General features: G+C 38.0%; 7 protein-coding genes and 1 pseudogene. 3 read left to right on the top strand and 5 right to left on the bottom strand.

Annotated elements, in window-relative coordinates:
• The first annotated feature begins 113 nt into the window (after positions 1-113).
• Complete coding sequence (locus tag ACMAWV_RS07645) at positions 114-2,033, top strand: ABC-F family ATP-binding cassette domain-containing protein (RefSeq protein WP_392991687.1); 1,920 nt, start codon at positions 114-116, stop codon at positions 2,031-2,033.
• 185 nt (positions 2,034-2,218) lie between these two features.
• Positions 2,219-9,043, top strand: coding sequence for a tandem-95 repeat protein (locus tag ACMAWV_RS07640; RefSeq protein ID WP_412469636.1), 6,825 nt, complete (start codon positions 2,219-2,221; stop codon positions 9,041-9,043).
• On the opposite strand, the gene ACMAWV_RS07635 is transcribed toward ACMAWV_RS07640, so the two are convergent.
• Complete coding sequence (locus ACMAWV_RS07635) at positions 9,040-10,590, bottom strand: NAD(P)/FAD-dependent oxidoreductase (RefSeq protein ID WP_392991682.1); 1,551 nt, start codon at positions 10,588-10,590, stop codon at positions 9,040-9,042. The genes ACMAWV_RS07640 and ACMAWV_RS07635 overlap by 4 nt on opposite strands.
• 90 nt (positions 10,591-10,680) lie before the next feature.
• Between ACMAWV_RS07635 and ACMAWV_RS07630 the strand changes: the two genes are divergently transcribed.
• Positions 10,681-11,922: a CinA family nicotinamide mononucleotide deamidase-related protein gene (locus ACMAWV_RS07630; RefSeq protein WP_412469637.1), complete on the top strand. Its 1,242-nt coding sequence runs from the start codon at positions 10,681-10,683 to the stop codon at positions 11,920-11,922.
• Positions 11,923-11,938: 16 nt separating this feature from the next.
• Here the strand turns inward: ACMAWV_RS07630 and ACMAWV_RS07625 are convergent, their stop codons facing one another.
• The 4 genes and pseudogenes from ACMAWV_RS07625 to ACMAWV_RS07610 all read right to left on the bottom strand — a co-directional run.
• Entirely contained in the window at positions 11,939-12,553 is a 615-nt protein-coding gene (locus ACMAWV_RS07625) for a transposase (protein ID WP_412469638.1), read from the bottom strand.
• A gap of 340 nt (positions 12,554-12,893) precedes the next feature.
• Positions 12,894-13,358, bottom strand: a complete 465-nt coding sequence (locus ACMAWV_RS07620; protein ID WP_103217448.1) for a cyclic nucleotide-binding domain-containing protein — start codon at positions 13,356-13,358, stop codon at positions 12,894-12,896.
• A 44-nt stretch (positions 13,359-13,402) separates the two neighbouring features.
• Positions 13,403-14,374 carry a hypothetical protein gene (locus ACMAWV_RS07615; protein ID WP_103217449.1) on the bottom strand — a complete coding sequence of 324 codons (972 nt, stop codon included), beginning with the start codon at positions 14,372-14,374 and terminating at the stop codon, positions 13,403-13,405.
• Positions 14,375-14,418: 44 nt separating this feature from the next.
• A pseudogene (locus ACMAWV_RS07610) lies at positions 14,419-15,929 on the bottom strand (hypothetical protein); the annotation flags it as partial.

Genomic DNA, 15,929 nt, shown 5'->3' with positions numbered 1-15,929 from the left:
TGTGAAAGTGTGTGTTATTAAAGGCATTATCATACCTAAGAGGCCACATTTCGGCTAGAAAATGGGCGAGAATTTTTTGGGCCAAATGACTAAAAATAGGTTAGATTTGACACATGTCGATCCTTTGTAACTTAAAAAACATCAATCTTGCCTTTGGGCAGAAAGTCATTTTCAATAACGCACAATTCTATATTGAGCATGGTGATAAAATAGGTCTTATTGGCCTAAACGGAATGGGAAAATCTTCGTTGCTAAAGATTATCAATGAAGAGCTTGCACCGGATTCGTGCACTCCACCCTTCACATTTGAAAAAGCAACACAGGCACAAGGGCCGACCTTAGAATTTAATGTTTTCAAAGTCGATCAAAACTTCACAATTCCAAGTGATGATATCACCATTGCTGATTATTTTTATTTTCAATATCGTGATCTAAAAAAACTAAATGATGACTTAGTCTCTCTCGACTTAGCTACTGAAGAAGGACTAGCGAAGCAAAACAAAATAATGGAAGAGCTTGAGCATAGGAACTACTGGGAGCTTAAGAATAATTTTGAAAGTTATATCAAGGCCTTTGGCCTAACAGATCTCCATGCCAAAGTGAAAGGTCTCTCAGGTGGAGAGCAAAAAAAGATTCAGCTTAGTCTAGGCTTAACAGCAAAAGAGAACCTCATTCTTTGGGATGAGCCCACAAACCACTTAGATTTTGAAACAATCGAACAATTTGAAGATGAAATCATGAAGTCAAATAAGACTCACGTTATCATCTCCCACGATAGGTACTTACTTTCAAAAGTTACAACAAAAATTTTCCATATTCACGCTGGAATTGTTTCTCCATTTAAGGGAACATATGCTCAATATCTCGAGTTCACAGCGGCCCAGGAAGAATTGAGAGTCAACTCTTTAACAAAGTTAAAAAATTCTCTTAGGCGTGAGACTGCGTGGATGCGCCAAGGAATCAAGGCCCGTGGTACTCGTTCAAAAAAGCGTGTCGAAAATTTTAACGACCTATCAAAAGCAGTACAAAAATTAAAAGATCAGGCACGTAGTCAACTTGATCTTGCAATGAATGATAGTAATCGAAAAACGAAACAACTCGTCCAATTCAAAGATGTCTCTTTTGGTTTTGAAAATCATGAACCACTCTTTAAAGACGTAAACCTATCTATTTTTAAAGGTGATAAAGTTGGTGTCCTTGGAGAAAATGGAGTTGGGAAATCGACTCTCATGAAGCTTGTTGCTGATCGCTTAACAAATACTTCAGGTACAATCAAAAGAGCTGATGATTTGAAAGTTTGTCTTTTTTCACAAAAAAGAGATGAATTTGATTTAACGAAATCACCATTTGATCTACTTGGTGAAGGTGAAGACTTTATTCATTTCAAAAGTGGCCGCTCAATCCACGTCGCAAGTTATTTTCAAAACTTTCTTTTTGATCGTGGAGAGCTGTATCGCCCACTTTCAAGCTTTTCAGGTGGTGAGCTGAATCGTCTTCAACTCGCGCTAAATCTAAAAAATGAAGCCGATATTTGGATTTTTGATGAGCCAACAAATGACTTAGATATTGAATCAATTGAAATTCTCGAGCAAAAACTTTCTGAATTTCAAGGTACTGTAATTATCATATCTCACGATAGATCTTTCTTAGAAAATATCACTAATCGAGTGTGGTTAATTGAAAATCAATCAGTGACTAAATTTTCAAGCGGATTTACATTTGTTCGTCCTTATCTTGAGGCACGAGAAATTGAGAGAAACCTTGAAAAACAACAACAAGAAGAAACAAGGCCTAAGGCCAACCAGGTAATTGAAACACAAGTTATCAGTGAAATAAAACCAAATGTTGATACTGATAAAATTGAAAGCGAAATTATGGATATTGAGGAGCAAATTGCTAAAATTGATGAGCTTCTTTCTCGATTTGATTACTCTAATATGGATGATGAGAAGAACCAACTAATTGCAGGCCTTAACCAAAAAAAGAGTGTTCTCAATGAAAAAATTGAAGAGCTATTTGAGCTATTGTCTTAGATATTAATCCACTGCCTTACAAGCTTGGCTATTTTCTATAGGAAGTGGCCAAAAGAGCTACCTAACCTACTGAATTCTTTATGATTTAATTGATCTGCTATGATCAAAAAGTACTAAAAAAGTATGTAAATTAACCGATAAGAACTTGGCTAATAAAGCGGAACGTAAACAGGATAGGAACAAGTTTGAGACTAAAGGCAATTTCGGCCATCGTCATATTAACGTTGGTCTTAATATTAACAAATAAGAATTCCAAAGACGAAGGTCTTATTAGCTCAAACAACCCGACATCAACAAATAAAATCGTAAATGATCAAGAAAAGAATTCAAAACGTACATTAGCATCCACTAGCTCAAAAGTTTCAAATACAGGGCAAATTAAGAATATTGAATCAGCTAAGGTAAAATTACCAAACACACCTGAATATGTAAGTGAAGAAGCAGAAATCGCTTACATCAACAATCGCCCTCAGGACCAAACAAATACTTCTGTTGGTTATACAGCGCTTAATTCAGAATCAGTTAAAAGCTCTCCATCAAAGAGCACTGGTACATATGACTCGAATTCTTTTGACTCTAGTCCATCTTATGACAATACAACCAAACAAGAAGAAAATGAAAATGACTCTGGTACAGTAAGCTTTTACAACCAAGTATCTACGATGGCCCAAAGCGAAGACACAGAGACAAAGGCAAGCTCTAGCTCGTCGTCTTCTAGTAAATCGAAATCGAATCCATATATTCCACCAACTCCAAGACTACAAGGACTAGTTCCACCACTTAATGGAGTCATTACTCATACGACTTTCTTTACACGACAATTTAGTGCGTATGCAGCAACAACATGTACGGATCCAAAGGTTGCAATATTTGATACGGTAACGATGTCAATTCTAGAAGATAATCCAATTGATCTAGAGACAATATCAACTTCGACTCAATTTGAATTTAATATAAGTGAACTAGAGTTAGACCTGACTGCTCCTGCTCGTTATAAGATCAAACTACTAGGCTGTGATATTGAGCTAGAAAAGATTGTAACAAGTTTCTATAAGAATCAAAATATTACTGCTGCGACAACAATTTTGGCACAACTACCTGCAACGAGTATCAACTATTCAACTGATGCAAGCTTTACTAAGAAACTAGAAGCAGCAGAAGAGGCCCTAGCAAATACGCTTGCTGATAATCTTACTAATTTGGAAGATGCCTACACGCAGATTGAAAGTGATACTGAAATACAGTCGACTTTTAACGAGTTAACAGAGGGTGAAAACTTAGATATTTTAAAAAGCTCTAAGCCTAAAATAAAGAGTATTTTATACGCAACATTAATGGATGAAGGCCTTTCTTCTGAATTCTCGGCCCTTGCTGAACACTGGGATTCGACTTATCAAATTGCTTACGAATGGTTTGTTGACGGCGTTTCAAGTGGAACAGGAAACGTATGGAATTACACTCCTCCATCAAATACACTTCCTAAAGCAATTATTACGTTAAAAGTTGGAAAAAAACAAAGTGATAACGATCGCGTTGATACAACTCTACCATTCCATGAGAAAAGTTACGAGATCGATATAAATCAAGTTAATGATGCGCCAACTTTAGCAACGCCTCAAACAATTAATACGACAGAAGATTCAGGCCTCGATTTTAGTCTAACTGAAGCTGTTGATCCTGATTCGTTCTCGCTAACTTATTCAATAGTGTCACAGCCGACAAACGGAACTCTGACTTGTGATCCAGGGACTACGAGTTGTACATATACTCCTAACTTGAATTTCACTGGCATAGATAGCTTTACTTATAAGGCCAATGACTCCGAGCTTGACTCTAATATTGCAACAGTAAATCTAAATGTTGCCAACGTTAATGATAGACCGACAATTGCTACAAATGAAATTTTTACTGCAACAGAAGACACTGCTTTAAATTTCACATTAAGTGATTCAACTGATATCGACAACTCAAGTGCACAACTAAGTTATAAATTAATCACACCACCAAGTAATGGTATCCTTTCAAATTGCTTCACAACGGGCAGCTATACTGCAGACTTAACTTGTACATATACACCAAATGCAGATTTCAATGGTAGCGATACATTTACTTATATTGTCAATGACGGTCAATACGACTCAGTTGGACAAGCAACCGTTACGATTAATACAACTCCAGTAAATGACGCTCCTACTCTGAGTTCAACACAGTCCCTAGCAACAGCTGAAGACACACTAGTGGCCTTCGCATTAAATACAGGTAGTGATATTGATGCCGACACACTCTCTTATAGTATCGTCTCAACAACATCAAACGGTGTTTTGACTTGTACTGGTGGTATTTCAAGAGATTGCCAGTATATGCCCGCATCTAATTTCAATGGTGTTGATTCTTTCACATATAAAGTAAATGACGGAAATCTTGATTCAAATATAGCAACCGCTACAATCACAATATCATCGGAAAACGATGCTCCACTTATAGGTAATGATCAAACGATTTCAACTAATGAAGACACACTTGTAAGCTTCACACTAAACAATGCTACTGACATTGATATGCCTACACAGACTCTCCAGTACAAACTTATTACAGGACCAACAAATGGTACTCTTTCAAATTGCTTAACGACTGGAAGCTATACAACAGATATAACTTGCGATTATACACCAAACTTAAACTTTAATGGTACTGACACATTTACATATCGAGCAAACGATACATTAGTTGACTCACCTACAGAGGCAACAGTTACAATTAATATAACTGCTGTTAATGATGCTCCGGTGTTATTGGCAACTCAAAGCGTTTTAACAAATGAAGACACACCAATTAGCTTTGATCTAAATGCAGCTACAGATATTGAAAACGATGCTCTTACCTATACAATCGTTTCAACGACTGCCAGCGGAAGTCTTGTTTGCGACCAAGGAAGTTCAAGATCATGTACTTATACACCAAGTACAAACTTCAATGGCCAAACGACATTCACTTATAAAGCAAGTGATGCCACTGCTGATTCAAATACTGCAACAGTAACAATTGATGTGAATTCAATCAATGATGCACCAGTGATGGCGGCCAACCAGAGCTATTCAACAGATGACAACACTCCACTTAGTATTACTTTATCGAATGCGACAGATGTGGATGGTGATAGCTTAACTTATAAGATTGTCTCTCTCCCTACAAATGGAGTACTTTCGGATTGTATTACGACAGGAAGTTATGGAACTGATCTGACTTGTACATATACATCTAATGTGAATTTCAATGGTACAGATTCATTCACATTCATTGCAAATGACTCAACTACGGATGCTCTAAGTACTGCAACGGTATCAATTACAGTTTCAGATAAAACACCTTCAGCGCCACCTTCAATAGCACTAAGCTCGGCCCTTTATACTTCTTCTACAAGTAATAATCTAACAGTAAGCTCATGTAGTGATATTAACTTTGTCCTAATAAATGAAGGAACTCAGCCTACTGAAGCAGATAGTGCTTGGCAGTCTTGTACAACGACGGCCTCAGCAATTACATACACACTGGCCAATACAAACCAAGGTCTACACACACTTAAGGCATGGTCAAAAGATGTGAATGGTAATGTATCAACTACATCAACTGATATCTCTGTTTTTTATGATACACAGGCCCCAGCGATCTCAATTGCGACAATAGCGAATCAAGCTGGATCAAATAGCGTAACACTTTCTTGGGATGTAACTGAGGATAATATTTCTGCGGCCCAAACTCATACAATCGACTATTGGAATGGAAGTAATTGGGTGAATATCACTTCATCACTAAATGCAAGTGTAGGCCCACTTACAAATACAACATTCACTCAAGCATGGAGTGTTCCAAACCTAAATATTGAAGATGCTAAAGTAAGAGTTTCTCTAAGTGACCTAGCGGGTAATACGAATACAGTCGAATCTAATATCTTTTGGATTGACTCAACGGCTCCACAGATTGCGCATGACTCATTTACATCGTATGGACAAAATTCAACAAAAACATTCACATGGACACTTACTGAAAAGCATATTGATTCTGTTGCAAATAATTTTTCACTAAGATTTTACGACGGTAGTGCTTGGCAAAATCTGACAGCGGTAGCAGCTGTTACAAGTGAGAATATTTCAAAGAGCTACTCTGCTGATATTAACTTAGGTCCAGAGGTCAATAATGCAATCTTTGAAGTTAGTTTCACAGATGCGGCCGGACATAGCACAACAGTTCAAAAGAATTTTGTTATTGATGGGAGCGCTCCTACAATCTCTTCAATATCATTAAATGGTGGTGCCACAACAACAGGAAATAATAATATTCAAGTCGATCTCGTTGCTGCTGATACTGCATCTGATATTACATATATTTGCCTTAAATATGATGATACAACTGCACCATCAAGTATCAATGATGAATGTTTCACAACACTTCCAGAGGCCAAAAGAGCACAAAATATAACGATTACGAGTGCAGATAATTTATATGTGAGAATCGGTTTTGTTACAAATAGTTATAGTGTTTACGCTTGGGCCGCCGATGCGGCAGGAAATATTTCAACAAATACACAAGTTGTAGGTGTTGATACTGATTCAATTAATTATCTGCCTGGTACACCTCCAGAGATTTTCAATATCATTGCAACAAATACAAATACGCCGAGTTCACCAGCGACTCTGTCACAACTTCAGGCCCCTAAAGATAGCGATATATATGTAAAATGGAAGGCCATCGATAATGAAGGACTAGCAACTAACCCTATCAGTATCTACTACTCATATCTTGATGGAACAGAAGAAAAGTACCAGCTTCTTATGGACAATATTGCAAATATTCAAGGAAGTGGTTGTACAATTACGGCCCAAGAAACAGGTTGTATCAGACTTACAGGACTTTCTCCTACCGACTCTGTTTATAAGATCAGAGTTGTTGCCCTTGATAGCGATGGTAGTGAAACCTTTATGACATCTGCACCTCTAAATGAATCTAATTTTAGAATCATTGCGGGAAGTACAGAAAAAGGTATTGGCGGAAGTGGGCGTTCTGTTATTTTTAAAGATGGAAATTCAACATATGAGATTGATCTATTCTCAACGGTAGTCACTGATCGTGGAGATATTTTCTATCGTGACCTTGATGCAGGACTCTTATGGGTTGATCCGGAAACAGGGATTATCAAAGAATTATTACCAACAACAGGTACACCAAGTGGAGATGGCGGATCAATTGAGAATGCCACAATTGGCTTTGCAAGTGCCATTACTCTTGACTATAACAATGGGCTTCTCATTGTCGATAAGGGCAGTATTAGACGAATTGATATGAATACGAATCCTTGGCAAATATCGACTCTAGTAGGTGGAGGATCGAACTCTAATCCAGGAACAAGTTTTGCACCAAGTGCTATCGACATTGCAAGCTTTCATCGCTTTCTAGGTACTCTAGTTCCTCTACCAAATGGCGACCTCTACTTTAGAAGTACTTCAAGTAATACTGATCGCAATTGGTTTCACTTTGATGCAAGCGAAAATATAGTCAATCGTATCCAAATCGATGGTGTCGGTATCTACAATGAAGACACTTATAGTTGGTCAGGAAAAAGTGTGACGAATATGGCCATCGCCTATAATGCGGTAAACTCGGCTCTTGAGCATATGCATGTAAGTGTTCATAAGCCTGTCACAGGAAATACGCATTACCGTGTCGCTAGACTAGACTACGCATCGGGTACACCAACAACGACATATAATGCCACAGCACCTTATGATATCTATACAGGTTATCGCTCAATTTACAAAACAGGCCTTGATGGAAAAATCTATTTTGATTACAACCATGGCCGCAACCTAATGCTCTATGATCATGTAACAAATACGTATACGAGAGTTCTTGGTACTGATTCAACATCGAGCACACCATGTGCAGATGGAACGGCAGCGACTTCATGTCCAATAGACCTTCAAGGTTACTTTGTTAACCAACAAGGTAAAATCTATTTTAATGATCACGGGCTAATTAGAACATTAGATGACAGTGGTAATATCGTTACCCTAGCAGGTCAATTTTCTTCTTCAGGTGATGGTGAAAGTGCTCTATCAGCTCGTATTTCGGCTTCTTGGCAAATTGATTGGGGTAAGGATAATGGCCTAGATAATACAATAGTTGTCGGTGATTACGTTTCAGGAACATACAGAGAGTTTACAATTGGTGGAAACATCGAAACTATTGTTGGTGGCTACTCAGCGAGATCTTATAGCTTCTCAGTTGATCGAACAACAGGAGATATTTTTGATGATGTTGGTTCAGGTGTAAATCGCTACAGCAGAACTACATTAACCAATACTCGAGTTATTGGAAGCGGTGCCACTTGGTACTTTGATGCTGCATCTGATGGACTAGTCGGAACAGATATTAAATTTGACTGGTATAATGAGCAAATTCTTGGGGTGGCAAATGGCGAGCTTATGCTTCACAAGTCACGTTATAATGGAACAACGACCTCTGATGCATTTATTAAACTATATGATATGAGCGATAGCTACCGTCAGTCTCATTTTGCAGGTATGCCAGATACGGAACGTGGAAATTTCTATAGTGCAGCTACTCCTCTAGCAAGCTCTCGAGTACCAACTTATGGTGGTATGGTAAACTCACATTATGACTCAACTCTTGGTTGGATGTTTAAGCAAACAAGTTCTGCTCGAGTTATGATAAAAGGTGGTGACGGAAATATCGTTGACTACACGATGTTACCAAGAACAACTAATGGTTTCACACACGTTCGCTATAATTCAAAAGAATACTACTATTACTGTGCAAGTAATAAAATGTGGCAATATAATTTTACGGATGATATCGAAACTGAATTAAGTTGGGATGCGCAAGTTGATTGCTATACATCACAGAGAAAAATTCTCTACAACCCAACTAATCATTCTGTACACTTCTTAGTCGTTCAAAATGGATTATTTGCAGTTGCAGAGTATTTTCTTTAGATATTTTTTTCTTTACGAATCATTGCCATTGCAACTTTAACACCATCAACGGCAGCAGATGTAATACCACCTGCATAACCAGCGCCTTCGCCACAAGGGTATAAACCTTTATGAGAATCTGATTCAAAAGTCGCGCGACTTCTTTTTATAGTTACAGGTGCTGAAGTACGAGTCTCCGGTGCCAATAAAAGGGCATCATTATTTACAAACCCCTTCATTTTCTTATCAAAAGACTCTAGTCCTTCACGAAGACCTTGAGCAATAAACTCTGGAAGAATAGTTGTTAAGTTATGTGAAAAGATTCCTGACGGACAAGATGTCTTTGGAAGATCTTTAGAAACACGGCCATCAAGAAAGTCTTGTACTCTTTGTGATGGAATCTCTTTTCCAGATGCATTAGCAAGCGAAGCTTCATAGGCTTTCTTTTCAATTTCACGTTGAAAATAATGACCATTTAATACATCATCAAGACCAAAATCTTTTCCTGCATTTACAGAAACAACAAGTGCAGAATTTGACCAAGGCGAGTTTCTTGCAAAGTTACTCATTCCGTTTACAACAATCCCATCAGCATCAGTTCCAGAAGATAAAACGTAGCCACCTGGACACATACAAAAAGAGTATGTTCCTTTATCAACGTTCTTGTTGTGGTATGTAAGTTTATAGCGAGCGGCACCAAGATCTTCTTGAACAAAGCGTCCATATTGAAGAAAATCAACTTGCGAGCGGCGATGCTCAATACGCACACCAACAGCAAAGTCCTTGGCCTCCATCGCAACTTCTTTTTCTTTTAAATGATAATAAATTTCTTTAGCAGAGTGACCTGTAGCTAGAACAACGTTATTACTCTCAAGTGTTCTTCCATCACTCAGCTTAACACCGGCAACTTTCTTATCGTCCTCAAAAAGTATTTCATCCACCTTCACATTATAGTGAATCTCACATCCTTTTTCTTTAAGATGATCAGTGATTTGTTTGATTAGCCCACGAATCTTATTAGATCCTAAGTGCGGGTTAGATACATAGGCCGTCTCAGGAGGCGCACCAAAATCAACAAAACGATTCATGACATATTGTACGTAAGGTGACTTAATACGCGTGATTAATTTCCCATCAGAGAAAAGTCCCGCTCCACCTTCACCAAAACAAACATTATTATCATCGTCAAATTCATTGTATCGCCAAAAACGAGCAATATGCTTCATACGATTATGAGCACGATCTCCTCTTTCGATAATGATCGATTTAATTCCATATTCCGCTAAGCGTAGTGCACAAAATAGGCCAGCAGGTCCTGCACCAATAATAATTGGTGTCTTGGAAAAGTTATCAAGAAAGTTAAACTGCTCTCGATACGCAGCAAACTCTTCACCAGGATAAATAATTTCAACTTTAAAATTATAGATTGGTTTTTTACCGCGATTAGCTCCACGAGCATCAAGGGCCTTGTTATGGATTCGATAATCAGCGAAACCAGGAAAGTTTTTGTTTAGATAAAACTCTAGGTCTTGATCGTAGTCTAATTTAAAATTCGTAATTTTACTCATTCGTACTCTTTCTTTCTCTATATGATAAAGTTATGTGTTAAAATAATCAGCGTATATTATAACCTATCTTGCCCAAATTAAAGGATTAACATGGCCAAAATTTCCCAAATAATCATTGGTGACGAGCTGCTAAATGCAAAAATTAATGATCTTAACCTGCAAATACTTGCAAAAGAGATCGCTCCTCTAGGCTTTGACTTCAATAAGTGCACAATCCTAGGTGACAAATTTGATCAAGTAACTCAAGAAATTAAGAAACAGGCCGCTGAGAATGACTTTCTTATCATCACAGGTGGGCTTGGGCCAACAAAAGATGACTTAACAAAATCCATTGTGGCAAATGCACTAGGTGTTGAACTCGTTGAAAACCTCGAAGCAGAAAAGATAGCAATTAGGCAATACGAAACATTTGGCAGAACGTTTTCACGTGAAGTGAGCAACTATCATATGCTGCCAAAAGACACCTCTCCTATTTATAATCCATCTGGCCTTGCTCCAGGAATTCATGCAAAGTTAGGAAAATGTGAGATTTTTTGTACACCGGGTGTTCCTCGCGAATGCCAAACGATGGTTAGAGAAAGTATTGTGCCACTTCTCAAAAACCGAGCTGAAAGCGGTCACGAACTTTTTGTATGCCGTACTCACAGCATTCCAGAAGAGACAATCTTCTTTAAGCTTTGCCCTACACTTTGGGAAGACTTGGAAGAATTTGGAAAAGTTAGCTCACTTCCAATCGTCTCAGGAGTTGATATTACCATTAATCTTAGGCCACAATTTCAAAATGAAGAATCACGTCAAAGAATTAGAGATATCATTGAAGCAACAGAGTTAAAAAATAATATTTGGACTTATGGCCTTCGTACAATCGAAGAAGTTATTGTTGAAGAAGCAAAAGCGAAAGGACTCACAATTGGCTTTGCCGAAAGCTGCACAGGTGGACTGGCCAGTTCAACAATCACAAATGTATCAGGGTCATCGTCTGTCTTTTTAGGTGGAGTCGTAAGTTACGCTAATTCAGTAAAAGAAAATATTATTCACGTTAAAAATGAAACACTAAAAAATCATGGTGCCGTTAGTAACGAAACAGCAACGGAGATGGCCGCTGGTTCTCGCAAGGCCCTAGGTGTTGACATTGCAATTTCGTATACTGGAATTGCCGGCCCAGGTGGTGCGACTCCTGGCAAACCTGTTGGAACAGTATGTATCGGCGTTGCCACAAAAGATGGTGTATCAGCGCAAAGATATGAGTTTCGCGGAGATCGAACTCGTTTGAAAAATAAATTCTGTCAGCAAGGTTTGATCCTACTACTTGCAAAGGTACGCGACCTTTAAGGTACGCGCCACCTTTTCAGGATTTCAACATCTTGCGATCATGAGTACTTACACTAAGTGGGATTTCAAAAACACTCCTTTTTAAAGAAGTGCTAATAATATTAGTTAAATTACTTGAAAACCTTTGTTCATAAAAAGACACCTCATCTGCATACATAAAGTGTAGCCTATAGTTTAACAAGCGAGCTTCAAAACTTGTAAAGTGTAGAGAACTATATGGATAATCAATACATCTTTCTACAATATTTACTCGAAGAGGATTTTGATAAATATAACGATATACATTTTGTAAATAGTCCTGATTGGAGACGATAGTCCACTTATAGCGATTACTGAATTTATGATTTATTACCCTAGCATTTCGACTAATTAGCTTTGAGAGTTTGAGATTAAAATACATCATAAACCTATCAAGATTCTCATTAGGAGTTGTAACGAGTAAGTGATAATGATTATTCATTAAAACGAAACAATTTATTTCAACATTAACATTTTTCCGAGCATAAATTAGTGCCTGCTTAGCTAAATCCCAAACATGATACATTGGTAGAGGAAAAGGAACTTTATTATTAGTTCGAGATGTTACGTGATAAGGAAACTCATTTTGTCTTATTAATTTAGGTCTAGGCATTCAAACGTTCTGACGTATCAGACATGACAAATAAATAAAAACGACAACATTTTATTTTTTAATTCAATTACGAAACTTGGTACGCGCCACCTTTTCGAGATTCTAGAAAGTTATCTATTAAAAAGGAGAAATCTTCGTCAAAAATCTCACAAGAATTAAAATTACTAATATAAAAAGATTCATTCAATAATCAATACTAATTAGAAGCAACGAAATATAAAGTTTAGGGTTAAGTATAGAAGAAATTAGAAACTAAGTGATTAAAATCTCGAAAAGGTGGCGCGTACCAAAAAGGGGGGCAGCTCAGTGAACTGCCCCTCCCCCCATCTCAGCGCTAGCTTTAGGCAGCTTTCTTAATTTCTTCCATTTCCATGATTAGGGTTGAAATTCGTTTACCTGCGCCCTGTAAACGTCCGGCCAGTAACCTTGATAGATTGAGTATCAAGAGTGAAAAGATTCGAGGATTGGTTTTGTACAGGCCGAATATGTCCGAGTAGTTCATGACGAGAACATCTGTATAATTATCTGATTGAACAGTTCCATAACGTTTATTTTCTTTAAGAAGTACCATCTCACCGAAGAGGTCTCCCTTTTTACAACGAGCAATTTCTTTATCGTCAGCATTAAAAACTTTTGCTGAACCATTTAAGATAAGGAACAACTCCTCACCACTATCGCCATGTTTAAAAACATAGTCGCCAGGTTTTAGCGTAAGCACCTTACAGTGCTCACATATTGTCATAATTTCGTTGTCATATAGGTCAAAGAATAGCGGACAACCTTTAACGATTGATAAAACACTCATTTCTCTTCTCCAAATTTAAAGTCAGCTTAAAATTCTTAGCTTTATTAAGCTACATTCTTCTTATCAGAATCAACTTTCTTAATAGGAGCGTCTTCACGCATGTATCTCTCGATACTTTGAAGAACTTTTAGTACACCTTGCATTGTACTCTGCTCCTTAGCATTACCACGTTGAAGGTGATACCAAAGGTTCTGCATTGAAGTTTCAACTTTCTTAAAAATCTTGTAACGCTTTTCCGGTAGTGGGAAAAGAGTGTTTAGGAAAGTTAAAATTAGAGAAAAGAAAATCCCCGCAATCGATGTCTTCATCGAGAAGGCAACGTTGATAACGAAACGAGTAAGGTTATCTGAAGATTTTTCAATATTATTAAAGTCAATGGCCGCAATCTCAGGAAGGGCCATGGCAATACCAATGAACGTCCCGAAAACCCCAAATACAATAAAAAGGTTTGGAAGAATATCGATCATACGTGAAGCACCATCAATAGGGATCTGTCCGTAAAGCTTAGTCCAATTTCTATCATCACTCATGATACGGTCAGTAAGCTCTGTATAATTAGGAGGAACTGTTGATTTAAAAACCGAACTCTCCCCATGAATTGAAGCAATTAGACCGTGCTTAGAACCAATATACTGGTTAAGCGAAATACTTGAACCTTCAGAGCTATCGATCTCTTTATCGATTTCTCTTTGCTGTTGTTGCATGGCCTCTTTTCCATCATAGTGACGATTTTGAATATTGGCATTATTACTGAAACGAAGAGCGTTATCAGGAAGGGCCGCATTTACTCGTCCTAGAAGATTCGACATATAAGAGTCGATATCATCAATTGGTATATTTTTTTGCTTATCATCATCAATGGCCGCATCAAGCTCGCGAGTAAAACGAGAGTAATAAGCATCATCGTCCTTACTGTGGCGATAAGCTAAGTAGCGGAATACTAGGGCACAAACTAAAAGCCCCATCATAAATTCGATAAGATATGTACCGAAAAACCCTAAAACTATCTCAATCATACGTACCTCTTTGTTAGGTCTACCAATCCTCGACTATTGGTATTCTATTTTAGTTCTGGAGACAATTGTAATAACCTCTCCATCGCTTTTGGATCATCTTTAAGTGTAAAGCTCAGCTCAACACGTTGTGACTGTTTACAACTATAGTCACCACACTTCATGTCTTCGTTTGCAAGTGGAACTGCGTAGCTTGCAGGTTTTCTCTCTTCGACGATGAAACCTTTTGGCTCAATAAGTTCAGCTGCAATCGACTCACGTTGTCTCTCAATAACCGTATCTAATAGAACTGGTCTTGAGAAACCATAACCAATCGACTTCGTCACATTTCTCATATAGAACTTATATGGATAGCTCATTCCATCACTATAGATATAGTTAGAAATTGCTAGTGCACGTCGTGACGACAGGTTTAAGTTATAGTTATACGAATAAGCTTCTGCCATCATAGGATCTAGTGCCTTACCAGCAAATAGTGGTGAAGCGTGACCTTCTACGTTGAAACTATCAAGCTGCTCTCTAACTGTATCATCAGCAAATAAAACTTCTGAGTACAGTGGGATTAGATCTTTTAGCTTCTTCTTCGCATGAACACTCAGTCTTGAAGAACCAGTTTCAAATAGTAGGTTCTTATCCATTAGAAGTGTTACGTTACCAGTTTTAGGATCAACCGCTGCATCAATATTATTATTTCTAAATTTATCAGCTAGGTTTCTCGCAATATTTGCACGTAGATTCTTCTTCTGATCTTCAACTTTCTTCGCAATTTTCTTAACTTGTTTCATGAAGTCTTTCTTATCGTTAACTTCAGCAAGACATGAGTTAAGTTTCTTGTTAGCACCATCAAGCCCGTTACCAAGTTCAGTAACCTTCTTATTAAGCGCACTTGAACCAGTCTCACAAGCATTTAGGTCTTCACCAAGAGATGCGATTTTACGGCCAAGATTTCCATTTTCATCATTCTTATTAGCAAGGGCATTTTGTAGATCACTAACTTCTTTTCCAAGTCCTGCAACCTTCCCTTTTAAGTCTTTATTTTCGTTATTAAGTCCAGCAAGCTCACCTTTTGCTTTACCAAGGGCCTCTTTAAGTCCACCGTTCTCTTTTCCAAGACCTGCAAGTTTACCTTGGGCCTTACCAAGAGCTTCTTTTAGGCCACCGTTCTCTTTTCCAAGACCAGCAAGCTCACCCTTAGCTTTTCCAAGAGCGTCTTTTAGACCACCGATCTCTTTACCCATACCAGCAAGTTTTCCTTGTGCCTGACCAAGAGCTTCTTTTAGACCACCGTTCTCTTTTCCAAGACCAGCAAGTTCACCCTTGGCTTTTCCAAGAGCGTCTTTAAGTCCACCGTTCTCTTTACCAAGACCAGCAAGTTCTCCCTTAGCTTTTCCAAGAGCTTCTTTAAGTCCACCGATCTCTTTCCCCATACCAGCAAGTTTTCCTTGTGCCTGGCCAAGAGCTTCTTTTAGACCACCGTTCTCTTTTCCAAGACCAGCAAGCTCACCCTTAGCTTTTCCAAGAGCGTCTTTAAGTCCACCGATCTCTTTACCCATACCTG

Origin of the sequence: Halobacteriovorax sp. RT-1-1 (assembly GCF_047085455.1) — a bacterium.
Classification (GTDB): Bacteria; Bdellovibrionota; Bacteriovoracia; order Bacteriovoracales; family Bacteriovoracaceae; genus Halobacteriovorax_A.
The sequence above is the reverse complement of the archived record's forward strand: the minus strand, read 5'-3'. Positions and strand labels throughout refer to the sequence as shown.